The 24,592-nt window shown below is 69.7% G+C and carries 24 protein-coding genes and 2 pseudogenes; 6 read left to right on the forward strand and 20 right to left on the reverse strand.

The features are described from left to right. Positions 1-21: 21 nt before the first annotated feature. From ACQF4J_RS44055 to ACQF4J_RS44085, 7 genes and pseudogenes are all read right to left on the reverse strand, one after another. Positions 22-345 (reverse strand): SCO5918 family protein, encoded by a 324-nt coding sequence (locus ACQF4J_RS44055; protein ID WP_427168314.1) that lies wholly within the window; start codon positions 343-345, stop codon positions 22-24. Between the two features lie 6 nt (positions 346-351). Further along, positions 352-642, reverse strand: coding sequence for a hypothetical protein (locus ACQF4J_RS44060; protein WP_351573893.1), 291 nt, complete (start codon positions 640-642; stop codon positions 352-354). Between the two features lie 75 nt (positions 643-717). Continuing rightward, positions 718-1,712, reverse strand: a pseudogene (locus ACQF4J_RS44065) (DEAD/DEAH box helicase); the annotation flags it as partial. 178 nt (positions 1,713-1,890) lie between these two features. Then, positions 1,891-2,094, reverse strand: a complete 204-nt coding sequence (locus ACQF4J_RS44070) for a cold-shock protein (protein WP_351573770.1) — start codon at positions 2,092-2,094, stop codon at positions 1,891-1,893. Between the two features lie 185 nt (positions 2,095-2,279). Next, positions 2,280-2,696 carry a DUF5994 family protein gene (locus ACQF4J_RS44075; protein ID WP_351573756.1) on the reverse strand — a complete coding sequence of 139 codons (417 nt, stop codon included), beginning with the start codon at positions 2,694-2,696 and terminating at the stop codon, positions 2,280-2,282. Positions 2,697-3,125: 429 nt separating this feature from the next. Next, on the reverse strand, positions 3,126-3,728 hold the full coding sequence (locus tag ACQF4J_RS44080) for an ArsR/SmtB family transcription factor (RefSeq protein WP_427168315.1): 603 nt from the start codon (positions 3,726-3,728) through the stop codon (positions 3,126-3,128). A 555-nt stretch (positions 3,729-4,283) separates the two neighbouring features. Then, on the reverse strand, positions 4,284-6,530 hold the full coding sequence (locus ACQF4J_RS44085; RefSeq protein WP_427168316.1) for an ATP-binding protein: 2,247 nt from the start codon (positions 6,528-6,530) through the stop codon (positions 4,284-4,286). Between the two features lie 331 nt (positions 6,531-6,861). On the opposite strand from ACQF4J_RS44085, the gene ACQF4J_RS44090 reads away from it, so the two are divergent. Further along, on the forward strand, positions 6,862-7,347 hold the full coding sequence (locus ACQF4J_RS44090) for an SRPBCC family protein (RefSeq protein ID WP_427168317.1): 486 nt from the start codon (positions 6,862-6,864) through the stop codon (positions 7,345-7,347). Positions 7,348-7,377: 30 nt separating this feature from the next. On the opposite strand, the gene ACQF4J_RS44095 is transcribed toward ACQF4J_RS44090, so the two are convergent. Beyond that, entirely contained in the window at positions 7,378-8,574 is a 1,197-nt protein-coding gene (locus ACQF4J_RS44095; protein WP_351573744.1) for a PP2C family protein-serine/threonine phosphatase, read from the reverse strand. Between the two features lie 263 nt (positions 8,575-8,837). Here ACQF4J_RS44095 and ACQF4J_RS44100 point away from each other — a divergent pair, with 263 nt between their 5' ends. Both ACQF4J_RS44100 and ACQF4J_RS44105 read left to right on the forward strand, forming a co-directional pair. Further along, the gene (locus tag ACQF4J_RS44100) at positions 8,838-9,911 is read left to right on the forward strand and encodes an NAD(+)/NADH kinase (protein WP_351804030.1); all 1,074 of its coding nucleotides are present in this window, start codon (positions 8,838-8,840) and stop codon (positions 9,909-9,911) included. Positions 9,912-10,680: 769 nt separating this feature from the next. Continuing rightward, entirely contained in the window at positions 10,681-11,352 is a 672-nt protein-coding gene (locus ACQF4J_RS44105) for a DUF4142 domain-containing protein (protein WP_351573738.1), read from the forward strand. 124 nt (positions 11,353-11,476) lie between these two features. Here the strand turns inward: ACQF4J_RS44105 and ACQF4J_RS44110 are convergent. Next, positions 11,477-11,656 (reverse strand): annotated as a pseudogene (locus tag ACQF4J_RS44110) (GNAT family N-acetyltransferase); the annotation flags it as partial. A 272-nt stretch (positions 11,657-11,928) separates the two neighbouring features. Between ACQF4J_RS44110 and ACQF4J_RS44115 the strand changes: the two are divergent. After that, positions 11,929-12,459: a DinB family protein gene (locus ACQF4J_RS44115; protein WP_351573735.1), complete on the forward strand. Its 531-nt coding sequence runs from the start codon at positions 11,929-11,931 to the stop codon at positions 12,457-12,459. 19 nt (positions 12,460-12,478) lie between these two features. Further along, positions 12,479-13,714, forward strand: a complete 1,236-nt coding sequence (locus tag ACQF4J_RS44120; RefSeq protein WP_427168318.1) for an MFS transporter — start codon at positions 12,479-12,481, stop codon at positions 13,712-13,714. A gap of 67 nt (positions 13,715-13,781) precedes the next feature. Here ACQF4J_RS44120 and ACQF4J_RS44125 read toward each other — a convergent pair whose 3' ends face one another. From ACQF4J_RS44125 to ACQF4J_RS44140, 4 genes are all read right to left on the reverse strand, one after another. Continuing rightward, the gene (locus ACQF4J_RS44125) at positions 13,782-14,666 is read right to left on the reverse strand and encodes a hypothetical protein (RefSeq protein ID WP_427168319.1); all 885 of its coding nucleotides are present in this window, start codon (positions 14,664-14,666) and stop codon (positions 13,782-13,784) included. Continuing rightward, positions 14,663-16,276 (reverse strand): serine/threonine-protein kinase, encoded by a 1,614-nt coding sequence (locus tag ACQF4J_RS44130; protein WP_427168320.1) that lies wholly within the window; start codon positions 16,274-16,276, stop codon positions 14,663-14,665. Before ACQF4J_RS44130 ends, ACQF4J_RS44125 begins: the two co-directional genes overlap by 4 nt. A gap of 195 nt (positions 16,277-16,471) precedes the next feature. Beyond that, complete coding sequence (locus ACQF4J_RS44135) at positions 16,472-17,143, reverse strand: hypothetical protein (RefSeq protein WP_427168321.1); 672 nt, start codon at positions 17,141-17,143, stop codon at positions 16,472-16,474. Between the two features lie 199 nt (positions 17,144-17,342). Continuing rightward, the gene (locus ACQF4J_RS44140) at positions 17,343-17,786 is read right to left on the reverse strand and encodes a DUF4913 domain-containing protein (RefSeq protein ID WP_427168322.1); all 444 of its coding nucleotides are present in this window, start codon (positions 17,784-17,786) and stop codon (positions 17,343-17,345) included. A gap of 153 nt (positions 17,787-17,939) precedes the next feature. Here ACQF4J_RS44140 and ACQF4J_RS44145 point away from each other — a divergent pair, with 153 nt between their 5' ends. Next, on the forward strand, positions 17,940-19,376 hold the full coding sequence (locus ACQF4J_RS44145; protein ID WP_351573720.1) for a hypothetical protein: 1,437 nt from the start codon (positions 17,940-17,942) through the stop codon (positions 19,374-19,376). A 104-nt stretch (positions 19,377-19,480) separates the two neighbouring features. Here ACQF4J_RS44145 and ACQF4J_RS44150 read toward each other — a convergent pair whose 3' ends face one another. The 7 genes from ACQF4J_RS44150 to ACQF4J_RS44180 all read right to left on the reverse strand — a co-directional run bounded on the left by ACQF4J_RS44150 (position 19,481) and on the right by ACQF4J_RS44180 (position 24,513). Beyond that, on the reverse strand, positions 19,481-20,326 hold the full coding sequence (locus tag ACQF4J_RS44150) for a YhjD/YihY/BrkB family envelope integrity protein (RefSeq protein ID WP_351573717.1): 846 nt from the start codon (positions 20,324-20,326) through the stop codon (positions 19,481-19,483). A 118-nt stretch (positions 20,327-20,444) separates the two neighbouring features. Then, positions 20,445-20,978, reverse strand: coding sequence for a hypothetical protein (locus tag ACQF4J_RS44155; protein ID WP_427168323.1), 534 nt, complete (start codon positions 20,976-20,978; stop codon positions 20,445-20,447). 205 nt (positions 20,979-21,183) lie between these two features. Continuing rightward, entirely contained in the window at positions 21,184-22,143 is a 960-nt protein-coding gene (locus tag ACQF4J_RS44160) for a GNAT family N-acetyltransferase (RefSeq protein WP_427168324.1), read from the reverse strand. Positions 22,144-22,244: 101 nt separating this feature from the next. Continuing rightward, complete coding sequence (locus tag ACQF4J_RS44165; protein ID WP_351573708.1) at positions 22,245-22,910, reverse strand: dihydrofolate reductase family protein; 666 nt, start codon at positions 22,908-22,910, stop codon at positions 22,245-22,247. Then, complete coding sequence (locus ACQF4J_RS44170) at positions 22,910-23,482, reverse strand: SRPBCC family protein (protein ID WP_427168325.1); 573 nt, start codon at positions 23,480-23,482, stop codon at positions 22,910-22,912. Before ACQF4J_RS44170 ends, ACQF4J_RS44165 begins: the two co-directional genes overlap by 1 nt. Continuing rightward, the gene (locus tag ACQF4J_RS44175) at positions 23,466-23,828 is read right to left on the reverse strand and encodes an ArsR/SmtB family transcription factor (RefSeq protein WP_351573702.1); all 363 of its coding nucleotides are present in this window, start codon (positions 23,826-23,828) and stop codon (positions 23,466-23,468) included. Before ACQF4J_RS44175 ends, ACQF4J_RS44170 begins: the two co-directional genes overlap by 17 nt. A gap of 157 nt (positions 23,829-23,985) precedes the next feature. Continuing rightward, positions 23,986-24,513, reverse strand: a complete 528-nt coding sequence (locus ACQF4J_RS44180) for an STM3941 family protein (protein ID WP_427168326.1) — start codon at positions 24,511-24,513, stop codon at positions 23,986-23,988. Positions 24,514-24,592 lie beyond the last annotated feature (79 nt).

Consider the following 24,592-nt stretch of genomic DNA (forward strand, 5'->3'; position numbering starts at 1 on the left):
TGTCCCCTCGCGACCGAGGCGTCACGTGTGCTGTGGGCTGGGGCTCCCGAGCAATGCCGAGGCGACCCGGAGGGGAGTGAACGCATCAGTGTTCGAGGGCGCAGGGGGCTCGGGGCGGCTGTGGCATGTGAAGCCCAGTCGGGCCATGGCCCGGGTCACCTCGCCGCCGGTGAAGTCCCGGCGGTCCTGTCGGGTGATGACCTCACCGACCTGCATCACGGGATAGCGGCGGCGGCCGATGGTCACGGCGTCGCCGATGACCGGTTGTGGTCGGACGCCTGCCATCGCGGTCAGCACTCCGTCCCTGGTCAGTTCGAACGGATAGCGGGCGATGACACAGCGCATGATGCCTCAAAGGGAGAAGGGGGAGGGGGCCGGGGCCGTGAGAGGAGCGCCGACGACGTCCCGCAGACGGATGCGGTCGGTGTAGGCGTAGCTGTCGCGGTGTGCGGCGAGCTCGGCCCAGGTGACCGAACCGGTGCGCTCGTCGTCCGCGTCGCACAGCAGGAGGTGCGCCACGCCGGCACCGACCATGACGGACAGGGCCACTTCGACGGTCATGTCGTCACCGACCCGCAAGTCTGTCGTGTCCAGGGTGCCGGCCCTGGTCGTGAGGTCGCGTACGGCTGGGATTCGATGCATCTGGACCAATGTCAAAGCTGCCTCCTGTGGTACGGATTCGAATGGTGTCGAGAGGACGTCGGACAAACCGCCGTCGCCTTTGTCGAGAAGGTGCCCGGTGAGCCGGCCCACCGCGGGCTCGGTGTCCAGGAATACGCTCACGCGGCCATCCGTGCCGAGATCTCACTGGACGCGGGGTGGCCGTCGGTCCCATGCATACGGAGGACGTCGTGCCGCGTCGTGGTGACGGCGCCCGCCGAGGGGCCGGCGGAGTGAATTACCGGGTCGCTCAGGTACCGCTGAACGAGCAAGTCGACGTTGCGGTCCGGGGTGGCCGAGAACAGCAGGCGCTGGCCGTCGGGGCGAACTTCGTCGAGCAGGGCGGTGACCTGGGGCATGAACCCCATGTCCGCCATCCGGTCCGCCTCGTCCAGGACGGTGACGGCCACGTCACACAGTCGGCAGTCACCTCGGTCGACGAGCTCTTTGAGCCGTCCGGGCGTCGCGACGACGACCTCCGCGCCGTTCCGCAGTGCGTATGCCTGCGTGCCGGTCGACATCCCGGCGACCACGGTGGACAGCCGGAGCCGGACAGCGCGGGCGTACGGGGAGAGCGTGTCGGTGACCTGCTGGGCGAGCTCGCGGGTGGGTACCAGGACGAGCGCGAGTGGCTGCCGCGGTTCGGCGCGTCGGCCTGCCGTTCGGGCGAGCACCGGCAGACCGAAGGCGAGCGTCTTGCCGGAGCCGGAGCCGGAGCCGGAGCCGGAGCCGGAGCCGGAGCGGCCACGGCCGAGTACGTCGCGGCCTGCCAGGGAGTTCGGCAGGGTGGCTGCCTGGATGGGGAAGGGCACGGTCACGCCCCGGTGGCGGAGCGCGGCCAGCAGTTCCGCCGGCATGGCGAGTCCGGCGAACGACCCGGCAGCGGGCAGCGCCCGGTCGACGGTCTCCGGCGAAGCGGACTCGCCGTTGAACGTGGCGGGTTGGGCCGCGCGGCCCTGGGGACGGTGATCGGGTCCGGTGCGTTCTGGCGTCGACACACCGTCGAAGCGGTCGTGCGTACGGGTAGTGCGTGAATAGCTAGCTCGGTTCATGCGGAACCTTCCTCGATACGGGCGCGCATCAAGGAATTCCCGCAGCCCGGTGAACGGTGCAGAGAATCGCTATAACGGGCCGAAAGCAGCGGAGGTGAATCCCCCTGGCAATACAGCGAGCTGGGGCCCGCACCCCAAGGTGCGGGCCCCAGCTGCGAAAAATGCGTCAGAGCAGGTGTCAGGCCGGAACGATGTTTTCGGCGGTCGGGCCCTTCTGGCCCTGAGCGACATCGAAGGAGACCTTCTGGCCCTCCTGCAGCTCACGGAAGCCCTGAGTGGCGATGTTCGAGTAGTGCGCGAAGACGTCGGCGCCGCCGCCGTCCTGCGCGATGAAACCGAAGCCCTTTTCGGCGTTGAACCACTTCACGGTGCCGGTGACCATGTCATTCTCCTTCGGAAACGGTGCCGGGGTCAGCCAGGTGCGGACCCCGTGTCGCCGTGATGATCAACCCGTCGGAAAATGAACCCTTTTGGCAAACCACAACTGCAACCTGATTCGACAGTACCACGGCGTGGTCGATCGCGGGCCGGGAATAATTTCGCGGGCCGGGTGGTTTGAACTCCGAATTACTGTCCCGCCCCGGCCAACATCCGGGCTCCCGTGTCGGCGGCTTCCGCGTGCGAAACGACCAGAAGCACCCAGTGCCCCACGGTTTCGCAGTCCAAGGTGATCATGCCGACCTCGGTGGCGGAATCGGTCCGCTCCACGATGATTACGCGACCGGGTGCCATGACGGTGTGGGGTGCTTCCGGCCACTGGGAGGCGTCCACCATCACGCGCACACTCGCGCCCCATTCCGGCTCCAACAACGCCACGAGCGAGGGTAGTTCGAGTTCCAGAACGTCGCAGCGCGGCCACCAGGCCCCGTCCAACGGGCCGTGCCCGACGTGCTGGGCGAGGACGAGGCGGGGCAGAGGCATGCGGTACGTGTGGGCGTCGTCGTCCGTGGACATGGCCTCGTCCGCGATGTGGCTGGATCCCATCGTGCGGTCCCGTCCCGGGAGCCGGGGATGGCTACCCGTTGCGTCACTCGCCGGGAACGGCACCGCCTGTCGCGCTGCGCGAAGAGCCCTCGGTGGCCTCAGGCTACCCCTGGGCGGGGCGAAAGGCAGCCGAGGAGCACCGTCGCAGAACGCCGTGCGGCCTCCCTGGGCACCGGCGACGGGCTGTGTCGCCTGGGCGCATCTCGCCCCCCGGCGACGCGGCCGGACGTCGAAACAGCCACCGCCGGACGGTTGAGCATGGACGACGCGCCGGAGTCACCGCAACGGTTCCTCGTCGCGGTCGGACGCCTTCCCTCGGACGTGAAACCCGTATCGCCGTCGCGACACCGGCCTCAATTCGTGAGCGGGGCAACCTCCGCGGTGTCCCAAGGTGAGCGATGCCGGGGTGCCGTCGGCCGGCTGTCGCGTCTACCGGAACTCTCCTTCGTCTTTGTCCAGGAGCCGGTGGCCCAGCATCGTCACCGAGTGCCGCACGAACTGCCCCTCGCGCCGACTCTCCACCAGCCCCCCGTCACGGAGGACCGCGAGTTGGTAACTGGCGCTGGGCAGGGCGACGCCAACGGCCGTCGCCACCTCTGACGTGCTCCGTGGGCCGCCGCGGGCCACCGCCGTGAGGACCGAGGCCCTGGTACGTCCCAGCAGGCGCTCCAGTCCGTTGTCGTGGAGGTTGATCGAGTCGAACGGTCGGGTGGTGACCGGGTAGACCAGGACCGGGCCGAGCGCGGGATCGGCGAGGGCGGTGGGCCTGCGCCAGCAGAAGTAGGACGGGACGAGACGCAGCCCGCGTCCCTCCAAATGCAGGTCGCGGTGGGTCGGATACTCCACTTCCAGGACGGGGGCGTTCCACCGGGCGAGCGGACGCAGACTCTCCAGCAGGGCGACGACGCCGCTGTCGAGCAGAACGCGGGATCGAGTGTCGACGTCGTCCCGGACGGCTCTGCGGGCGTGAGTCCAGCGAGTGTCCAGCAGTGTCCTGGCCGAGACCTCCAGGGCTTTCACCAGCGATCGCATGCCGCGATCTCCCGGTCGGCCGAGTGTCGTGGTCCAAGAGGGGAGGGAACGGGCGGCAGCCAGCCTGCCCAACTCGTGCCGCAGTCGACCGGGTGCCGTGCTCGACACTTCCTCAAGGGCCGCGGACAGGCCTCCTTCCGGGACCGACGGGGTCAGGAAATCAGGGATGTATCCGACGGGCGGGACAAGAGCCCGCAGCGTGTGAAGGGCGCGACCGGCCGTCGGGTCCGCGACGAGCCGTTCACGGACGGAACGACGCCACGCTCCGAACTCGAGCGGTCCCTGGTGGGTGACCAACCGGCATGCGGCACAGATCAGTTCCCACAAGGGATCGGGCCGCCGTGAGATCCGGATGTTCTGCAGGTCGTACGAGGTGAAGTGGATACGGAGCATGCGGCCTCATTCGCGGACAGTGGGGTGGCCGAGGGCGGCAGCGGTACTCGAGATCGTGGTAGGCGACCGACGGGTACCGGCAGTGGGGTGCGGGTCGAAGACCCGGTGCCCTGGCTCACCATCGTGGCGCCGTGCTCAGAGGCCGAACAGCTCACGCACCGTTCACTCGTGACCGGTTTCGCCGAGGCCGTCCAGGAGTCGCTGGACGTGTTCGACCTCCTGCGCACGCCCTTGTCGTCGGTACAGCACCCTCGCTTCGCGCCACACCGCGCGTGCTTGGTCGTGTTCGCCCAGAGCGGCGTGGGGATGGCCGAGCCGGTCGAGGGTGTCGGCGGCTTCGTAGGTGTTGTCGAGGTCCCGGTACAGGTCGATGGCCTGGCGATAGTGCTCGATGGCCTGCTGGTGGCGGCCGCTGTGGTGCTCGATGTAGCCGAGGCTGTCGAGGGTTTGCGCTTGGCCGTTCACGTCGTTGTGGTGCAGGTAGAGGGTGAGGGCGGCCCGGCAGTGCTCGCGGCCGGTGTCGTAATGGCCGAGGCGTGCGGCGTACCAGCCCACGGCGTTGAGCGCGTTGGCTTCCGCGATCGGCTGATCGAGTCCTTGATAGAGGTCCAGAGCGCGCCGGGCGTGCTCCAGCGCACGATGGCCGTCCGGCCAGATGGAGGCGAGGGTGTAGTGCGCCTGGGCCTGGAGGGCGCGGTCGTTCTGCCGCTCGCTCAGGGCGAGCGCCTGGTCGAGCGCTTCGATCGCCTTCTCATGATGTCCGAGGACCACATGAGCGCGACCGAGGAGCCGGTAGGTGATGATCTGGGCGCCGGGGTCGGCCAGCCGGCCCGCGGAGTCGACCGCGATCTGCCATACGGCGAGCTGGTCGTGGCGGTGTCCTCGCCGGTAGTGGAAGTTGTACAGCGTCCAGGCCAGCTGCCAGGCGGTGCGGTGGGAAGCGAGTGCCACCGCGGCGCCCTGGGCGGCGAGCAGATTGTGGTGCTCGGCATCGAACCAGTCCATCGCCGCCGGGATGTCGGTCGGTGTCTGGGCGTGGCAGCCGGGTGCCTGAGGAGTGAGTTCGATGGGCTCGCGGTGGGAGTCCAACAGCCGGTCGGCGGCGTACGCGCTGTGGGTGTAGAAGTCGAGCACCCTTCGCAGTGCTGCCTTGCGCGTGCCGTCGGCCAGGTTGTGGACGGTGGTGGCGTAGCGGCGGATCAGGTCGTGCATGCGGTAGCGGCCTGCGGCGTCCTGGCCGATCAGCGATGCCTGTTCCAGCCTGCGCAGCTGCACCCTGGTCCGGTTCCGGCCGAGGCCGGTCAGGCTGCCGGCGGCGGCCAGGCCGATGTCCGGCCCGGGGGCGATGGCAAGCAGTGCGAAGACCTCGGCTTCTTCGTCACCCAACGCGCGGTGTGAGGACGACAGCACTGCGGGCAGGCTCGCGGCGGGATCCGCGTCGTCGAGTACGTCGAGTGCGTCCTCGCGCAGTTCGTCGGCGAGGTCGGCCAGGGACAGGTGAGGGTCGGTGTGGGCGCGGCCCGCGATGATGCTGAGCGCCAGCGGGAATCCACCGCACAGGCCGACGAGTTCGTCCACCGCAGCCGTTTCCGCGTCGACGCGTGCGGTGCCCAGGCGGGCGGTGAGCAGTCCGCGGGCCTCGGCGTCGGTGAGTATGCCGACGGACAGGTGATGGGCGCCGTGTCCGGTGATCAGGCCCGACAGCCGGTTGCGGCTGCTGACCAGCACGGTGCACGTGTCGCCGCCCGGCAGCAGCGGGGTGACCTGGGCGGTGTCGGCGGCGTTGTCGAGCACCAGCAGCATCCGTTTGTCCGCCACCAGGCTGCGGAACAACGCCGTCTGGGCGTGCGGGGCGACGGGGATGCGGCTGGGTTCGACGCCCAGCGCGTCCAGGAATCCGCGGATCGCCACGGACGGGTCCATCGGGTCGCTGTCGGGGCTGAAACCCCGTAGATCGACGAAGAGTTGCCCGTCCGGGAACCGATGGGCGTTTCGGTGAGCCCAGTGCAGGGCGAGCCAGGACTTCCCCACGCCGCCCGCGCCGGCCAGCGCGAAGATGACCACAGTGGTCGCCCCACCCGAGCCTGAGGTCAAGGCGGCGTCGAGGCGCTCCAGTTCGTGGTCGCGGCCCACGAACGGCACTGGCGGGGCGGGCAGTTGGCGCGGCACCGGGATCACCGAGGGCTCGGCCGCACCCGCTGCGGCCAGCAGTTCCTCCTGCTCGGTGGGCCGTAGGTCGAGCGCGGCGGTCAGCTGGCGTACCGAGGCGAGTTGCGGGTTGGAGCGTTTGCCGGTCTCCATGCCGCGGATGGTGCTGACCGAGACGCCGGAACGCTCGGCCAAAGCCTCTTGGGTCAGCCCCGCGCGTAACCTGAACCGCCGGATGGCCGCGCCGAAATGATCGCCCATACAACTCTTCCTACCAGGGTGATCGATCGCAGGTGGCCCCTTCGGCCTGAGTGTCCGCCCTTCGTTCGCCGCAGCACCGGAGGCACGCACCCGTTCCCGACGCCGACTGCCGGTCCGCCGGATCTGAGGGGACCCCTTGCTACCAGTAGACCTCCCCTGCCGGGTAGTCGGACGCCACCGCTTACCGCGGATCACCGCGGCACCGGGAGTCGCTCCGGACGTCCGGTGAGCCGGGTCGGCATGGTGTCACCGCGCGGGCTGCGTGTCGTCGCCGTCCCTCGGTAGCCCAGCGTCGGCATGGATGTCAGTGCTCGCACGTAGTGTGACGGATATGTACGAGACCCGGCTCACTCGGCACCTCGACGCCTCCCGCTCGGCGATCTACCGCGCGCTCACCGATCCCGAAGCGCTCGCGCGGTGGCGCGTGCCCGACAACATGACCAGCGAGGTGCATGAATTCGAGGCACGCGAGGGCGGTTCATTCAGAATCTCGCTCACGTACACGAGCCCCGATGACGCTAGCCCTGGTGACAAGGGCAAGTCATCGGAGCACACCGACACCTATCACGGCCGCTTCCTTCGCCTGGTCCCGGACGAGATGGTGGTGGAGGTCTTCGAGTTCGAGACGTCCGATCCCGCACTCTCGGGCGAGATGAAACTGACGACGACGCTGGTGGACGCTCCGGGCGGCGGCACGCGCGTCACCATCCACCACGAGGGCGTCCCGGACGCGGTTCCGCCCGCGGACAACGAACTGGGTCAGCGCATGGCACTGGACCACCTGGCGAAGCTGGTGGAGAAGCCGGCGCGTCGATGACCGATATCCGGTGACCGTCGGTACAGGTGGTCAGAGATCGGCGTCGTCGCTTCGGGCCGCGTGAGTGGGGCCGTGCCAGTCCAGGCACAGGACGGTGGCGTCGTCCCGCACGAACCCGTCGCAGGCATCGGTGACCGCGGCGACCAGGGTACGTACGACCTCGCGCGGGTGCTCGTCGGCGGTGGAGCGCAGCAGGTCGCGCAAGTCGACCTTCGCCGCTTGACGGTCCTGCATTCCGTCGGTGTAGAGGACCAGACGGTCACCGGGGCGCAGGTCCAGGTTCTGCACCTGGTATCGGCCCTGCCCGTGGACACCGAACGGCAGATTGACGCTCAGGCGCAGTTCATCGACTCTGCCGTCGCGCAGCCGCAGCGGCCAGGGGTGGCCGGCGTTGACGAGCTGAGAGCCGGAGCCGTCGAGGGCGATGCGCAGGAACAGGCCGGTGGCGAAAGTCCGCCGGCCGTGGTCGAGGAGGGCTTGGTGGGTCAGGCGGGCCTGTTCGACCAGATCGGCACCGGCACGGCGGGCCCCTCGCGACGCGTTGACCAGCAGAGTGGCCATGAGTGAGGCGTTGACGTCATGCCCCATGGCGTCGGTGATGGACAGGTGCAGGGTGTCCTGATCGAGGGAGTAGTCGTAGGTGTCACCGGCGATGTCGGAGGCCGGGACGAGCGCGCCCGCAAGCGCGAACTGGGCGGCCTCGCAGGAAGGGGCCGACGGCAGGAGCTGGCGCTGGATCTCCGCGGCCAGACTGACGGAGGTGAAGCGGTTGCCCCAGTGGTAGAGGTCGGTGAAGCGGCGGTCCGTGACGATGATGTACGCCAGCGCGTGCGCAGCCTCTTCCACCTGGTTCAGCACGTCCTCGGTGATCTCGTCGAGGAACAGCTCCAGTACGCCGATGGCGTCGCCGCGATTGGTGACGGGCGCGAGCACGCGTTGTCCCTGCTCTCCCTCGGGCGCCTGCACCAGTTTCTGGGAGCGCAGGACGTCGTCGTAGACCCCGCTGCCCACGAGAGGCACCTGATCGGTGCGCTGCCCCTGCCGTGTCTCCGTCTCGTCGCTGACCCGCAGCAGGCGTCGTCCCACGACGTCGACGAACAGGAAGGACACGTAGCGCGCGTCGAACCGGTCGCGCAGATCGCGTGCCACGACATCGAGGGAACCCACCGGAGCGGCGTCCTCTGCCGCTGTCAGCACCTCAGCCAGTCCGATCCGATCGCTTGCCACTTCAGCCTCCTTGGGTATTCGGTTCTTCTTCCCGCTGACACGGCGGCTACATCCGCGACCGAAAGAAGGCGTGTACGCGTCGGGGTGGGCGCTCGATTCCGTACCCCCTCGACGAGAGCGGGGCCGTGAGCCCGCGACCCTGCAAGGCAGCCGCGCGAACCGCCTACCGCAACGCGCCAGTGGCTACGCCCGCCACGGTCGCCTTTGGGCGACACTCCCTACGGTGGCCACCACCTGGTGACCGGGATCTCCCGGAGGCGGATGTGACAGTGAACCGGATCGGTCTGGTCGTGCACGGCGGGCGTCCCGAGGCCGTGGAGGCGGCCGACGTGGTCCGCGCGTGGTGCGGGGGACACGCCGTGCGATGCGTGGACATCGACGTCTGGCACGACGGCGGGCGGCGCGGCGCCCGCGAGGAGGTCGAGGCAGCGGGTGACCCCGACCTCGTCGTCACCCTCGGTGGGGACGGCACCTTCCTGCGCGGTGCCCGGCTGGCCGCGAAGAACGACGCCCTGGTCCTGGGCGTCGACCTGGGCCGGGTGGGGTTCCTGACGGAGGTGTCGGCCGCCGACGTGCGGGAGGCACTCGACGCGGTGCGCGAAGACCGGATCAGGATCGACAGCCGCATGCTGCTCGCCTTGCGAGCCTCCCGCCGCCTGGAGGTGCCGGAGCACATGGAGCCATGGGTGCGGTACGGCCGTGGTCCACTCCTGCCGCCGCCCCAAGTGCGCCCCGACTGCGACGTGGACGCCGATTGGGGCATCCCGCTGGACGTCACCGCCCTCAACGACATCGTTCTGGAGAAGCTCGCCAGGGACCGCCAGGTCTCGGTCGGCGTCTACGTCTCCGGCCGCCTCCTGGCCTCCTACTCCGCCGACGCCCTGCTCGTGGCCACCCCGACCGGCTCGACCGCCTACAGCTTCGCGGCCGGCGGCCCTGTCGTGTCACCCCGTGCGCAGGCCCTCGTCTTCACCCCGGTCGCCCCGCACATGACCTTCAACCGTTCCATTGTCACCGCCCCCGACGAGCCCATCGGACTGCGCGTGCTGGAACGTTCTGGGCCGGCCGCCGTCAGCATCGACGGGCAGTTGCGAGGTGTCCTGGATCCGGGGGACTGGATCGGTGTCTACGCCGCCCCGCGGCGGCTGCGGGCGGTGCGCCTGACTCCGATGGACTTCTACGGCCGCCTGCGCGAGCGCATGAACCTCACCGACGCCCCGGCCGCGGTGGCGGACGGGTCTCCGCCACCGCTGTGGTCGGTGTCGACCCCACCGCCCCGGGACCTCGCCCATCTGGCGTTGCTCAATTCCCCCGACGGCTCTTCACCACTGCTGTAGGCGAGTTGGCGCCCAGGACGCACGGCACCCGGCAGCGGCGGGGAACAGCGGAGCTGACGCCGGGCGCCGGGCTGCCGCGTCCGCCGGGCAGCACACTCAAGCGGTCTGTCCGCCGCACCTTCGGCCACACCCCGGGCGTCCGTCCCACCCTCTGACGCGGGACCCGGTCGGCACACGAGCCACCAAGGTTGTTTGTTGTTCGGGGGGTTCGAGGAGTGCGTGGCCGAGTCGTGCCGACGAGGCGGCTGTGCTTCTGGCACGGCGGAACACCACTGAACCAGCTTCTGGAGCCGGACATCAGCCGGCGGGAATCCACCAAAAGCCGGACGGGAGCCCACCGGAGGCCGGGCGGGAACCCATCGAAAGCTTCAACCAGACCGCTGAATGCCTTGTTTGATTGGCCGGTCTGTACGCCGACGAACCGGGAAGCGCCAGAAGTGCGGGTATGGTCCCAGCCCTTCCCGGCCGTCGCCATCATGATCGAGGCTGGGACCCCCGGTTCCGATAGGGCCGAACAGTCCCTGCCTGGGTCCGTCGATAGGGGCCAACGGCCCTTTCTTCTCTCGCGGTTGGGACTCAAGACGCTGGGCTCGCTCGCCCACCGGCACCCTTCGGGCGGTGGACCAGGCATCCTCATCGTCTTGGCGAACTCATTACGAGCCCAAAAGGTTTTCGTGGTGCTGGCATCCGTATCCCTGGGCGTGCGGGTTCCGAATCAGAAGCAGGAGAGACGGTGCTCGTTTCACGGAAAGCGGCGGGAGCTCTGTTCGTGGGTGGTGCCCTCGCCACCACCCTGGGGTCCCTCCTCTACCCCAGCATGCTCGGAGTCCAGAGGGTCAACGGCGAACCGGAGCTGGTCATCGCTCACCCGGCGACCGGGCCGATGACGCAAGCCGACCGGGATTTCGTGGTCAAGGTGCGCTCGGCCGGGCTGTGGGAGTACCCCGTCGGCCGGCTGGCGCTGAAGAAGGGCACGACGAAGGCGGTCAGGACGGCCGGGGAGCATCTCATCGACGGGGATGCCGCGTTGGACGCCGCCGGCCGCAACGCCGCCGGTCAGTTGGGTATCACGCTCCCGAACCAGCCCTCGCAGCAGCAGCAGGGCTTCGTGTCACGGCTGAACGGGGACAGCGGCAAGCAGTTCGACACCGACATGGCCACCATCCTGCGCGCGACGAACGGCCAGATGCTCGCCACGATCGCGAGCGTCCGCACCACCACGAGGAACTCGTTGGTCCGTGCCCTGGCCAATCTGGCGAACGACACGGTTCTGGATCACATCACGGTCGTGGAGAAGACCGGCGTGGTCGATTTCGACCAGGCCCTGTCCCTGGAGACCACCGCACCCCAGACCCCGCCCCCGCCGGTTGCGGGCCAGCCGCAGGTGGTCCTCACCCCACCGGCGCACAGTACGGTCTCCCCGAGTCCGTCGGTGGGGTGAGGTCGCGGGCCGAGCCACCCACGTCGCCCGGGCCGCGGTGTCGGCCCGCAGCGCGGGGGCGTACTGCTGATCGGCACCTCTCCGGGCGGCAACCCATCGCCACACCGGGGAGGTGCCTCACGGCTCACGGCGTCCGGAACCCTCGAAAGGTCACGTGCGTGCGGCTTTCGAAGCCGAGCCGTTCGTAAGGTGCGATCGCGGAGGTGCTCGTCTCGGCGACGTGCAGGAAGGGGCGTTCGTTCCGGGACAGCATGCCTGCGACGAGGGTGCTCACCAGGCGGACGGCGTGGGCCACCGCCCGGCTGACCAGGCTGTTCGGTCCTGCCGCCGCCGAACCGAGACACTGCACCTACAGGACTGGAGCGGCGAGCGGTGGACCGCGCCGCCCATGGTCCAGCACCTGACCGACCACTTCCTGTTCGGGCACCCCCACTACCAATGGCCCGCAATGGAGGGCAGGCTGCACTGGGCCTCGACCGAGACGGCCACCCGGTACGCCGGGCACATCGAGGGCGCCCTCGCCGCCGCCGCCGAGCGAGCGGTGACCGCGACCCAGACCACGAAAGAGGCGAACCCATGCTCCGGACAGACGCGTTGCTGCGCGAGTACGACCGTGCCCGTGCCTACACCGACGACCTGTGGAAGGACCTCACCGCGGACGAGGTGACCTGGCGCCCGCACGAGAACTCCAGCGCCATCGGCTGGCACCTCGGGCACCAGGCCCACGTCGCCCACTTCATGATCCGCAACCTCACCGCGGCCGAACCCAGCCCCGACCCGGAACTGGACGCCCTGATGGACTCGGCGAACCCGGAGAAGTTCCGCGGCACCCTGCCCACCGTCGATCGGCTCACCGCCTTCCGCGACACCGTCGCCGAACGCGTTCACGCCCGCATCGGCGACATCGCCGCCGGCCGTGTCGGAGCCCCCACCCAGCTCACCGTCGTCGCGGGTCACTTGCTGACAGCGCTGATCAACCACGAGTACCAGCACGACCAGTGGATCAGCGAAGTCCGCGCGGACAACCTCGGCCACGCACTCCCGCCCGACCCCGACAGCGAGCACCTGCGCCGTATCGACGGCTATCTCGTCATAGACGTCCAGTAGCCATAGGGAGACACCCCCCGTGACAAGCACCGCCGCGGACGCCACCGCCGGTATGTCCCCGCGGCCCGAGGCACAGCGCCGCGTCCTCGCCGCCCTCGTCAGCAGCCAGATCCTCAGCGGGGCGGGACTCGCGGCCGGCGTCACCGTGGGAGCCCTGCTCGCGCAGGACATGCTCGGCTCCACCGACCTCGCGGGCCTGCCCAGCGCCCTGTTCACCGCCGGATCGGCACTCGCCGCCGTCGCGGTGGGCCGTATCTCGCAAGCGCGCGGCCGCAGACCAGGCCTCGCCGCGGGATACCTGGCCGGCGCCGTCGGCAGCGCGGGCGTCATCGCCGCCGCCGTCGCCGACAGCCCCGTCCTGCTGTTCATCGCCCTGTTCGTCTACGGCGCCGGCACCGCCACCAACCTCCAGGCACGCTATGCCGGAGCCGACCTCGCCGCCCCCGCCCACCGCGCCCGTGCCGTCTCCACCGTCCTGGTCGCCACCACCCTCGGCGGAGTCGTCGGCCCCAACCTCGCCGCACCCACCGGCAACCTCGCCGACCACCTCGGCATCCCCGCCCTGGCCGGGCCGTTCCTGCTCGCCGGCGTCGCCTACGCCCTCGCCGCACTCGTCCTCGCCGTGCGGTTGCGCCCCGACCCACTGCTTCTCGCCCGCAGCCTCGACCTCCAGCAGCCGACGGAAGCCAAAGCGGCGAATACTCGCGAGCCAGGGCTGATCCCGGGCGCGCTGACGATGATCCTCACCCAGCTCGTCATGGTCGCGATCATGACGATGACTCCCGTGCACATGCACGACCACGGCCATGGCACCGCCGCCTCCGGCCTCGTCATCGCCATCCACGTCGGCGCCATGTACCTGCCCTCACCGCTGACCGGCCGACTCGTCGACCGCCACGGCTCCAAAGCGGTCGCCGTAGCGTCGGGAGTCACGCTCCTCGCCGCCGGCGTCACGGCCGCGGCCGCGCCTGGGGACTCCGTCGCTCTGCTCGCCCTGGCCCTCGCGCTGTTGGGGCTGGGCTGGAACTTCGGCCTTGTCTCCGGCACCGCGATGACCACCAACGCCGTGCCGCTGGCCACCCGCGCCAGGACCCAGGGCATGGTCGACGTCGCCATCGCCATCGCCGGTGCCACCGGCGGTCTGAGCTCCGGCATCGTCGTGACCGTCACCGGCTACCCCGTGCTCGCCCTCACCGGCGGGGTCCTCGCCCTCGCCATCCTTCCCGCGATCGCGGTCAGCGCGAGCAGCCGGTGACGGGGTCCGTCCGTCCCGCCCCGACGCTCCATCGCGGCGGACCGAGCGCTGAGAACCGCCGCCCCCTTCAGGAGCAGTCGTAGGTGAAGCGGGCGGTGCCCTCCCGGTGGGCGGGGGAGAGGATGCGCAGCTCGGCCTGTGCCGCGCGGTGACCCTTGCCCCGGTAGGTCCATCGCAGATGCAGACGCGCCTTCTTCTGCCCCCGGACCGTCACTTCGCGCAGCACGCCGGAGGCGGTGCCGTCGCTGCGGACCCAGCGATAGGAGATCGTGCCCGCATGACCGTTCGTCGTGACCAGGCCGACGACGTCCGCGGTGTCGTCACACCCAAGAACCGCCGGCCGTACGGTCACGGCCACTCCGCTGACCTGCACGGATGGCGCGGAGCGCTGCCAGAGCAGGAAGGCGAGGACGGCGAGCACCACCAAGGTCGGCAGCGCGTGCCTGCGCAGTCTCCGCCGCCGGGCCGGTGGCGGGGGAGGGGGTGACGCGGTGGCGAGCGTTCGGTGGAGGCGGTGCTCGACGGCGGCGGTCACGCCCGGGCCGAAACGCAGCACAGTGCCGTCCACGCGGTCAGGGCGCACCGACGGAACACTCTCCGGGGTCTCCTCGACGAGGGTCCGGTCGAGCTCGGGCCGCTGAATCCAGTGGCTGGCCAGCACGGTGGCGCTGTAATCCGCATCCGCGTCGACGGGATCGTCCGCTCCGGCGGGATCGTCGCTCACGGTCCGCTTGCCGATGGAATCGAGATGGAGGGTGGCAGCACGCGCGTCGGCGGGTGCGAGCGCTCGGGTCGCTTCCTCTGCCTCTGCGGGTGCGAGCGCTCGGGTCGCTTCCTCTGCCTCTGCGGGTGCGAGCGCCCGGGTCGCTTCCTCTCCCTGTGCGGGTACGAGCACCCGCGTCGCCTCTTCTTCCTCCGCGGCCGGGGGAGTGACGTCGTCGTGGGCGGTCATCGCAACTCGCATTGTCTGGTCAGGATCTGCTGGGAGGCGCCGCCGGATGCGGCCGCCGGGGTGGTCGTGGCCTGAACCGCCCAGTAGCAGCCGTCGTTCTGGAAGGTGTGCTGGACGGTGAGCGTGTACTGGCCGGCTCCGCTGCGTTCGAAGGTCTGTGACGCGCCGTCCGGGGAGCCGAGCGGTCCGCCGATGTTGGACGTGAACCACGAGACGGTGATGGTGACCGGCCCGGTCCCGTCCGTGGTGACGTCGATGATTGCCGTGGCGGTCGTGGGACCCGTCTGCTGGAAGGCCGACACCGCGACGTTCTTGACGGCGGCGGGAGCGGGCGAGGTGGCGGAGGAGGCCGTCGGCGTCGCTGCCGTGGTCGTCGCGCCGGGCGTCGTCTCCTCGGTGGCAGGAGCGGTGGCGGAGGCCGTGGGGCCGGCGGCGTCGGTGGACGCCGGGGCCGAGGGCGAAAGGCTCGGGGAAGGCGACACGTCGGCCGACGGTGACGGGCCCGTGGGCGGCGCGGTCGTCCCTGGGGACCCGACTCCGCCGTGGGCGGCGCTGGTGGTGGCCAGGGCTTGGGCGGACCGTTGCGCGGCGGCTCCCGGGGCGACATGGATGCCGTAGGTGAGGAGGATGCCCAGGAGTACGGCGCTGCCCGACACGAGCATTCCGGGTCGCCCGGGCAGCCACGACCGAGCCCCGCCGTGGTGCGGTGCCCGGCTCAGGACCGTGCGTGCGGTGTCCGTGGTCGTTCGGGGAGCGCGGGCCGACGGCAACAGCATCGCCAGCAGTGCCACCAGGGCTGCGAGGCGGGCGCGGCCGCGTTCCTCCCAGTCGGGGCCGTAGGCGGCGCAGGCGGCCGTCTCCAGTTCCCTGACGAAGGCCTCTGCCTGTGCCGGCCGCTCCCGCGGTTCCTTGGCCAGACCGCGGCGGACCAGCTCACGTACGGGTTCGGGGACCTCGTCGACGGGGACGGGGGCATCGACGTGCTTCAGGGCGAGTTCGGCGAGGTTGTCGCCCGAGTACGGCTTGTGTCCCGTCAGGCACTCGAAGAAGGTGGCCGTGGCCGCGTACACGTCCGCGGCGCAGGAGGCGGGTTCGCCGGTCCACTGCTCGGGGGCCATGTAGGACGGGGTTCCGGCCACGCCGCCGCTGGTTCCGGCGTCCACCGCGATCCCGAAGTCGACGAGCTTGGACGATCCGTCCGACTCGACGAGGACGTTTTCCGGCTTGTAGTCACGGTGGACGACGCCGATGCCGTGCGCGTCGGCCAGCCCCAGCAGCGATCCCTTGAGAAGGACGAGCGCGGCCTCGGGATCGAGCGGGCCCTGCCGGGTCAGCAGCGTCCGCAACGAGACCCCGTCCACCAGTTCCATCACGATGGCGGCGCCGTGCGGGCTCTCCACGTACTCGTAGAAGCCGGCCACGTGCAGGCTCTCCAGGCCGCCCAGGAGGCGTGCCTCGGCCCGGAACTCGTGTACGAAGCCCGGGCGCTCGCGCAGGGACTCGCTGAGGTACTTCACCGCGACCGGAACGCCCGTGTCGCCGTGCAGGGCCGATACGACGCGCCCGCTCGCCCCGGACCCGAGTTCGTGCGACTCGGTGTATCCGGGCACCACCCATGTATTCACATCATCCCCCCGGTTGGCCTGCCGTCGTGCATGACCACCTCCGAAGCGGCCGCATCATGCGGTGAGAGACACATTTTCAGCCACAGCGGTTGCGACACGGCACCCTACCGGTCTCCCTTTCGGGTGCCGTGCCACAGCCGCTGCCGGCTCTCCTACGAAGACACCAGCGTCGCCGGTGGCTCAGGGAGCGAACTCTTCGTCCAGTCGGTCGATGGCCCCGTCGGCGCCCAGGTGGTACTTGAAGACCAGCCCGCTGTTCGGGTTGGCTTCCAGCCAGTCGAGGAACTCCTGGACACCGATGTGCTGGTTCTCGCTGCTTTCCACGATGGGGTTGGTGACCGTGACGTACGCCGCCTGGTCCATGGGCATGTACGTCTCCTTGCCCACGGTCTCGAAGGGCGCGCCGTCGGAGTCGGCGGGGGCGCAGCCCCAGTTGCCGTACTTGACGATGAGGCTCAGGGAGCCGCCTTCAGGGGTGTAGCGGTAGACCGCCACCTCGTCCGGTGAGATCGGCATCTTGTGGTCGCAGCCGTCGTCACCGCCCGTGCCGGAGGCGGTGGGTTTTGCCGACGCGGGTGCCGAGGAAACGGACTTGGGGGCTGCGGACGACGACGCGCCGCTGCCCGTGGGCTTGGTCGCCGGTTTGGCACCGGCCGTCGGGGAACCGGCCCCGGTCTTGCTGCCGCCCGTCGTCGCCGTCGAGGTCTTCCCGTCGGCGGGGGAGGCTGTCGAAGTCCCGTCTCCGTTGCATGCCGTGAGCACCACCGCGAGGACGGCAGCGGAGGCGCTGATCACGGTCGTACGGAGAACGGTGCCGGGTCTGTGCCGGTCGGACTTCGTGGAGGTCGTCATGGTGATCCTGTCTGGTGAGTGGCAGTCGAGGGTGACTGTCTCAGGCACAAACGATTTCCAGCCAACCGGCGGTTGCCGTGGTCACAGGGCCGTTGCCGGGTCGTGACACAGATCTGATCCGGATCGCTCGATGATCATGCTTGAGACACCCCGTCGCTCGCCCCGGCCGAGGCGTCTGCCGTGCACCGGCACCGGGGGCTCAGCCAGGGTAGGGATCCATGCCCGGTGCTTCCTTGGCCCGGTGCGTCCCCGCCTTGCAGCCCGCGAAGGGTCCAGAAGGATCACGCAGGGAGTTCATGACGTGGCCGAGGTGGTCGCGGTGCCATGTCGCGGGACCGGTCGCCGGGGCGTCAGGGCCGGTGAGGTCGTGCCACGCCATCCACAGCCCGTACAACTGGGCCACCGCCTCGGGGTGCTTCCACCACGACGTGCACCAGGGGGTGGCGGAGGTGACCTCCCTGCCGTAGACGGGCAGCAGCAGGTGGCGCACCCACAGGGCCAACCGGTGCAGGGCGTCGTCGTACTCGGATCCCCCCATGTAGAGGATGAAGGCGGGGCCCTCCTGGCCGTCCCGTTGCTGCTGTCCAGCCGCTTCCGTGGCTTCGGCTGTCGCCTCGCCCGTCGCTTCCGGCGCAATGGTCATGCGCTCCTCCGTCCACTCGATCATGGTCGTTGTCGACAACACGACGGCCCGGCACGGTCGTCGGTTCAGCCGGGCACTGAACCGGCGGGCCGACGCGGTCCGTTGTGTCCGGCAGTCGGCGGCGTGCGGCCGCCCCCTGCGTCAGGAGCGGACATGCCCGAACGAGATCCGGTGAACGAGCCGGAGAACCTCTTGGTCCACTGGTACGGCCGTGAACTGAGCGAGAACGCCAAGGCGGGGATGCGGGAGATGGCCGCGCGATTCCCCAACTCCAACAAGGAGTTGTGGGTGCTGCCCCCGAGGCGTCCGGGGGAGACCGGACAGCAGGAGCAGCAGCGTCTCCTCGCCGGGTACGCGGAGGAGGCGCAGAGGCACGGCTACACGGTGAAGCACGTCCGCGACGAGACCAGGACCCTCGCCCGGGGCCTCGAACCGAAGTACACCAGCGACACCCTCGACGACGTCTTCCGTATGGAGTCGGCCAACGACGGCTACATCACGACCAAGGACCTGGCGTACTACCTGGCGTCCGGGACCAAGACCAGCCTGAACGTGGACCTGTCCCACCACCACATGCGGGACTCGGAATGGCAGGCGGTCCAGCAGAGCCCCGACTTCTCCCCGCAGGCCGTGGCGCCGGTCGACTTCTCCACCGCCGAACTGAAGATCGTCGACCTCTCGCACGGCCAGGAGACCAACCTGCGGCACGTCCTGAGCACCGACTTCCTCCCGATGACGGAGCGGTTCGACGAGGCGGACATCCAGCCGGAGTACACGCGTCACCTCGACGTCTTCGCCATGTACGCGCGCGAGGGCACGCGGGGGCAGGAGTTCGCCAAGGCGGCCGCCGGCCAGTACATCGGCTACCTCGCGCAGATCGCCCAGAACGAGGCGCTCAAGGGCAACGTCACCTTCCGTCAAGGGGACGATCACACCCGGTTCCGGCCCGAGACCGTCAAACTGGTCGAGGACAACCTGCTGGGCGCCAAGTACAACCCCGGGGACCCCCGCCGCAACGACATGATCGGCATGATGAACATCGCCGCCGCCACCGACGCGATCCACCTCGTCTACGGCCGGCCCCGGACACCGGACGGCCAGGGCAAGGACTCCATGCCGGTGCCGCGCGTGGACCCCGCCACCTGGGACGCCATCACCATGCAGGCGTTCGACGTGAACGGTGTGAAGGTGCTCCCGCAGCTCGGTCTGACCAAGACCTTCCAGGGCAGTTGGCGCAGAGGCGAGCGGGACGACGCCATGGACCTGGGACCCAGCCTCCACGGCGACAAGATCACCCTCGTCCAGGCGTCCAACATCGGTGTCGCCCAGGCCGCCAGTGCCGGCATCAGCGGACTCGACAGACCGTCGCGCATTCCTTACGACGTCCAGCGCTCCTCGTCGGCAGGCAACTCGCCGCGGCGCACCCCCAGCCCGCAGAACACGCTGGACATGGAGCAACTGCGCAGCGAGGTGGCTTCGATGTCCATGCCCAGAACCCCGTCACCGGAGCAGGGCGACATCACCGCACAGGCCGCCGCGGCGGCGACCAAGCCCACGATGAAGCGGTCGACCACCGGACCGGCGCGCTGACGGGCGCCTGGCCTCGCCGTCATGCGTGCGTGGTGGCGGTCTGCCCGTCGGAGACCGCCACGAGGCCGATCACGGGGAGCCGTTGGCAGCGGGAAACGCAGGTTCTACAGGGGTTTCGAGTCTTCGGGCCGGCGATGCGAGACCTGCTCTCGCGCGGTGCGCCAGCGCAGACGTGCCTGTTCGATGATGCCGTCCCACTCCTGGCGGATCTCGTGGTCCGACGGGCGGTCGCCCGCGCGGATGCGGCTGAGTTCCTCGTGCACCTCGCGTCCCAGCGCCGCCGAAGCCACCGTCACCACCATGACCCCGAACAGGGCGGAGATCATCGCGAACACGGCACCGATCGCTCCGTACCGGGCGGCGTAGGAGTTGAACAGTCTCGGCAGGTAGACGTTCGCGCCCACGGAGTAGACCGCCGTCAGTGTCGCCGTGATGATCCCGAAGGGAAGCAGTCTGAAGAGGCTGATCCGTTTGGCGGACAGGACGCGGCCGCTCCAGACGAGGAAGACAGCGGTCAGTGGCGCCTCGGCCAGCACGGCCGTCAGGCCGAGTCGGCCTCCGCCGAGTACCGCCTGGATCCAGCCGGAGACCGCCGCATAGGCGCCGAGGCTCACGATCCACACCAGGTCGTTTCGTGTGTTGCGCATGCTGAGGGGTTTGAGCTCCCAGCACTGTTCGAACAGGCGTTGCGCTGCTCGGGCGAAGCTCAGCGCGGAGATCGTCAGGAACACCACTCCGAGGAGGCCTACGCTCGCGCCGCCGCCCTCGGCCGAACCAAGGAGCGACTGGACGGCCTCCGCTCCTTTGCCGGTGAGGCCGTAGCGGTTGATGATGCGCTCGGCCGCGTCGTAGTGCACGAAGTTGCTCAGGACGGCGCTCGTGAGGATCGCGAGGGGGATGAGTGCGGTCAGGGCGCTGGAGGCGAGGGCCATCGCGCGGTCGAATCCCACGATTCTCTGGAAGCGGTTGAGGACCCGCAGGGCGAAAGCGGGACGCAGCCAGAACGTCAGTGTTCTGACAAGGCGCTCTCGCCTGACTCTTCGCCCGCCGACATCCGGCATGCCGCGCCTAGTAACGCAGGGCCCTGGCGACTTCGGCGCGGACGGGACCGGAGAGCTTGCGGTTGCTGCGGGCGGTGGCGCTGCCGTCCTTACCGGTGGCGACGTCATGAACCGTCACCACGACGGTGTCCAGAAGGTTGCCCGAACGGTCGTGAAGGCTCACCAGGACCACGAACGACTTCGCCGAGTCCGCGGTGTTGTGCGCGGTCACGGCGACGGTGATCCGACCGTCGCCGGCCGAGGCCGGGGCGCCGAGGCTCACGTCGTTCTTGGCGTTGAGCCCGTTCGTCACCTCGTCCAGGCGGCGCTTGGCCTCCGCCGAGGCCGAGGCCAGCGCGGAAGCCCCCTGGGAGGCCAGGGACGCCACAGCGGAGGAGGCCGCCGACGCCGCCGAGGAGGCCGCTGAGGCCGCCTTGCTACGGCCGGCCGACGTCGTCGGCGAGTTGTTGTCGGAGCAACTGGTCACGCCGGCCACGACACAAGCCATCAGCAGCACAGCCGCGGTGCACCGGTGCTTGCTCTTCCTCAGGCGTCCTGCCATCTCTTCTCCCGTGCTGGACCAGCGGCTACCGACTTCCAGTCAAGGACACCCGGCCCGTGGCCGCATGCCGCACGGGGGTGGGCCAGGACGCTTCACCCGTATGGCACGGCGCGCACCGGCGGGGAAGATCTCACCGGGCCGGCCCCTGGGTCCCGACCTGCTGAAACCACCCACCGAGTCTTCCGGCGGACGGAGCGAGCGTGTATCACCCTTTCCGGGTGATAGCCCGGCGCCGTCGTGCCTCGCGCACGTCGTCCCAGGCCTCGCTCGTGTTGGCCGCATGGTCGGCGGCCGTCGCAGGAGGCGTGGAGGCTTCCCTCGATGCGACCTGCTTCACCAGGACGGCACGGGTGTACAGCAGGTCGAACCCCCTGCGCTGCACGTTCTGCTGGGACTTGGAGGCCGGTTGGGTGGTGACGACGGCGATGTCGCAGCCGGCGGCAGCCGCTTCGGCCAGCCGGGCCGAGAGCAGGGCGGTCTGCACGCCTCGTCGGCGGTGTTCCGGGGCGGTCGCCGCACCGGTGAGCTGTGCGACGCCGTCCGCGATGCGCAGGCTGCCGCCTCCGGCGACGGTGCCGTCGTACAGGGCGATGTGGTGCACCACGCCGGCCGCGGCGAAGTCCCGTTCGGCGTTCGCAAGCGCCTGCCGCGGGAACTCCTCGTGCGAGGGAACGCCCTGGTCGTCGGGGTGAGCGAAACCGTCGGCCACGACGTCCAGCCACGTGTCGAACTCGTCGTCGCGGCACACCCGGACCTCGATTCCGGGCGGAGTCATCCGCTCGTACGTGCCGTCGAGCGCGAGCCCGAGCACGTTCTCGAACGACACCAGCCGGTATCCGCGCTCGGTGAGCAGGGCGCCGACGGCCGGATCGGCCAGATGGGCCACCTCCGCCTGCACGGCAGCACCACGCTCGGCGAAGGCACGCTCGATGTGGTCGAGCACTGCCGCGTCGGGTACCCCGGCGAATCCAAGGCCGGCGATCTTGTTGAAGGGGGAGTCGTCCTCGGCGAACGTGGCCACTCCGCCCGCCACCCGCATCACGAACGCGGCGTCGTCACCTCGGCGCAGCCGGGCGGCCTCCGCGGCAGCGCTCATCAGCTGGGCCTCGGCGCGCTCGATACGCTCCGCCAACGCGACGTCGCAGAAGAGCGGTGAGCGATTCATGGCCGACCGTTTCCCATGTCCGGGCTCATGGTTCGAGGCTAGCCGCGGTCTCCGGGCGGAAGCGATCGAGATATTTCCGGTCGCGGGGGGGGGGGAGCGGGTTAGCGCTTTCCGACGGTGTAGGTCAGGTGGGTCACCCGGGAGGACGCGTCGGCGCGGGCCTGTTCCAGGGTGAGGTGGTCGGGGTCCACGTGATCGAACAGGCGGATGCCGGTGCCGAACAGTACGGGGGCGAGAGTGATCGAGAACTCGTCGATCAGGCCGCCGTCCAGGTACTGCTGGATCGTCGCGGCGCCGCCGGCGATGCGGACGTCGCGGTCACCGGCGGCTTCGCGGGCCTGGTCGAGGGCGCTGGCGATGCCGTCGTTGACGAAGTGGAAGGTGGTGCCGCCCGGTCGCTCCCAAGGTTCGCGCCGCGTGTGGGTGAGGACGAACACCGGGGTGTGGAACGGCGCCTCCTCCGGCCATGCCAGCTCGCCGCCGTCGAACATCCGCTTGCCCATGACGCTCGCACCGGTGCGCTCGTACGTCGCCCGTGCGATGTCGTTGTCGAGTCCTTCCTCACCGCCCTCGCCGAGATGGAGGTTCTCCCTGAAGAACCGCTGCGGGAACAGCCACGCCTGCAGTTCCGACCACTTCGTCATCCAGCGCCGGGTCCTCGGATCGTTCCGGCCTTCGGGCGAGAACACGTACTCGACGGGCACGGCCTCGGGCGCCATGAAGCCGTCGAGCGACATCGTCACACTGAAGAACACCTTCCCGGCCATCAGCGTTCCGTCCCTTCCTGCGTGCGCTCGTGCTCGGTCACGGTCTCGTCGGCGGTTGCCGGCCCGCGGCCCGTGGACCGCTCCCGGGCGACCTCGGTGACGTAGGCCGCCAGGTTGCCGAGTGTCTGCTCACCGCCCTCGATCGCGTGGTACTTCTCCACCGCCTCGTCGCGGAGTTCCTTGGTGGGGAACACCGTGCGCATCACGATGCGGGTCTGCTCCGCGGTGCCCTCGAAGGTGAGGACCGACTCGAAGGTGTTGGGGTCGTCGCGGGACTCGCCGTGGGACAGAGCGATCCGCTCCGGCGGGACGATCTCCCGCCAAGTGATCCACTCCTGGTAGTCGGTGCCGTCCGGGCCGTGCATGACGAAGTCCCACTCGCCGTCGACGCGGAACTCGAAGGACCGCGTCGTGGTGGTGAAGCCCTTCGGTCCCCACCATCGCGACAGGTGCTGGACCCGCGTGAACGCTTCGAACACCAACTCCTGGGGGGCGTCGATCACCCGGGAGATCACGATCTCGCGGTCCGTGGTCTCGTGTGCGGGCTCGCCGCCGCTACCGGTCGTCGCCATCGTGTGGTTCCTCCTGCCTCGTCTGCTTCAACTCCTGCACGTATTCGTCCAGCCGGTCGAAGCTCTCGTTCCAGAACCGCTCGAAGCCGCCCACCCACTCGTGGACGGGTCGCAGCCCGTGGGCGTCCAGGGCGTACAGCCGCTGCTTGCCCGCCCCGCGGACCCGCACCAGCCCGACCTCCCGGAGGACCCGCAGGTGCTTGGACGCCTGTGGCTGGGTCATCCCAAGGTCCCGGGCCAGTTCGGTCACCGGCCGTTCGCCGCGCCGCAGCAGTACCAGGATCTGTCGCCGCTGCGGTTCGGCGATCGCGTTGAACGCGTCCGAGGTCGTCGCCGCTCGTGCCATGACATCATCGTATGCCTATATCGGAATGTGTCAACGCGCGTTGCCCGGCCGTCTCACGGAGAGGTGCCGTAGGGCAAAGGGGGAGCGGGTGCTGTCGACCGGCTCAGCTCGCGTGGCTCATGGGGAGGGAAGGCCGGCCGGTCGGTCGACGGGGGGCTCAGTGCTGTATCGCGAGTCCGGGGTGGTGGCGCCGCATCGCCTCCACGACCTCCTCGGGCGGCACCGGAAGGGTGTTCGTGGCCATGATGGCCGGGCCGAAGCCGAGGCGTGCGTTCATGGACGCGGTGCTGCGGACGAGCCTGGGGGCTCGAGTCAGATAGGCGTCCGGGGCGTGCAGCACCAACTCGATGAACCGCTGCGAGGTGTTGCGTACGTGCTGCTCGCGTATCCGCACGGCGGCTATCTCGTCCCAGCCGAAGCGGCCCAGCCTTACGTGCTCCATTCCGGCGTCGTCCAGTACGAGCTCCGGTCGGTCGCGGAGCAGGCGTTGGACGACGAGCACCGCGCACAACCCGAAGAAGGGCACGGCCAGTGCTCCTGCCACGGTCATCTTGACGGTGCTGTGGGCGGCCAGGAAAGCGATGCCCACAGCGACGAAGACCAGAGAGCCGGCCAGCATGGCCCACACGCGTCTCTTGGCAAGGGGGTAGACCGTCTGGGCCTGCGGAACGCCGTTTGTGATCACGGGCTCAGACGATAGGACCAAAGTCGTCGTCGGCGGAAGCCTTGTCGGGACCGTCCGGTCCCGGACCCGTATGGCGCGG

It is taken from the genome of Streptomyces sp. C1-1, from assembly GCF_050214755.1.
In the GTDB taxonomy this organism is placed as follows: Bacteria; Actinomycetota; Actinomycetes; order Streptomycetales; family Streptomycetaceae; genus Streptomyces.

Excerpts from the sequence above, each read along its gene's own strand:
- ACQF4J_RS44175 (WP_351573702.1), bottom strand. The coding sequence starts at position 23,828 with ATGGCACGAGCGGCGACGACCTCGGACGCGTTCAACGCGATCGCCGAA.
- ACQF4J_RS44085 (WP_427168316.1), bottom strand. The coding sequence starts at position 6,530 with ATGGGCGATCATTTCGGCGCGGCCATCCGGCGGTTCAGGTTACGCGCG.
- ACQF4J_RS44170 (WP_427168325.1), bottom strand. The coding sequence starts at position 23,482 with ATGGCGACGACCGGTAGCGGCGGCGAGCCCGCACACGAGACCACGGAC.
- ACQF4J_RS44115 (WP_351573735.1), top strand. The coding sequence starts at position 11,929 with ATGCTCCGGACAGACGCGTTGCTGCGCGAGTACGACCGTGCCCGTGCC.
- ACQF4J_RS44160 (WP_427168324.1), bottom strand. The coding sequence starts at position 22,143 with ATGAATCGCTCACCGCTCTTCTGCGACGTCGCGTTGGCGGAGCGTATC.
- ACQF4J_RS44060 (WP_351573893.1), bottom strand. The coding sequence starts at position 642 with ATGCATCGAATCCCAGCCGTACGCGACCTCACGACCAGGGCCGGCACC.
- ACQF4J_RS44070 (WP_351573770.1), bottom strand. The coding sequence starts at position 2,094 with ATGGTCACCGGCACCGTGAAGTGGTTCAACGCCGAAAAGGGCTTCGGT.
- ACQF4J_RS44140 (WP_427168322.1), bottom strand. The coding sequence starts at position 17,786 with ATGACCATTGCGCCGGAAGCGACGGGCGAGGCGACAGCCGAAGCCACG.
- ACQF4J_RS44080 (WP_427168315.1), bottom strand. The coding sequence starts at position 3,728 with ATGCGATCGCTGGTGAAAGCCCTGGAGGTCTCGGCCAGGACACTGCTG.
- ACQF4J_RS44055 (WP_427168314.1), bottom strand. The coding sequence starts at position 345 with ATGCGCTGTGTCATCGCCCGCTATCCGTTCGAACTGACCAGGGACGGA.
- ACQF4J_RS44075 (WP_351573756.1), bottom strand. The coding sequence starts at position 2,696 with ATGGGATCCAGCCACATCGCGGACGAGGCCATGTCCACGGACGACGAC.
- ACQF4J_RS44090 (WP_427168317.1), top strand. The coding sequence starts at position 6,862 with ATGTACGAGACCCGGCTCACTCGGCACCTCGACGCCTCCCGCTCGGCG.
- ACQF4J_RS44145 (WP_351573720.1), top strand. The coding sequence starts at position 17,940 with ATGCCCGAACGAGATCCGGTGAACGAGCCGGAGAACCTCTTGGTCCAC.
- ACQF4J_RS44125 (WP_427168319.1), bottom strand. The coding sequence starts at position 14,666 with ATGACCGCCCACGACGACGTCACTCCCCCGGCCGCGGAGGAAGAAGAG.
- ACQF4J_RS44135 (WP_427168321.1), bottom strand. The coding sequence starts at position 17,143 with ATGACGACCTCCACGAAGTCCGACCGGCACAGACCCGGCACCGTTCTC.
- ACQF4J_RS44155 (WP_427168323.1), bottom strand. The coding sequence starts at position 20,978 with ATGGCAGGACGCCTGAGGAAGAGCAAGCACCGGTGCACCGCGGCTGTG.
- ACQF4J_RS44165 (WP_351573708.1), bottom strand. The coding sequence starts at position 22,910 with ATGGCCGGGAAGGTGTTCTTCAGTGTGACGATGTCGCTCGACGGCTTC.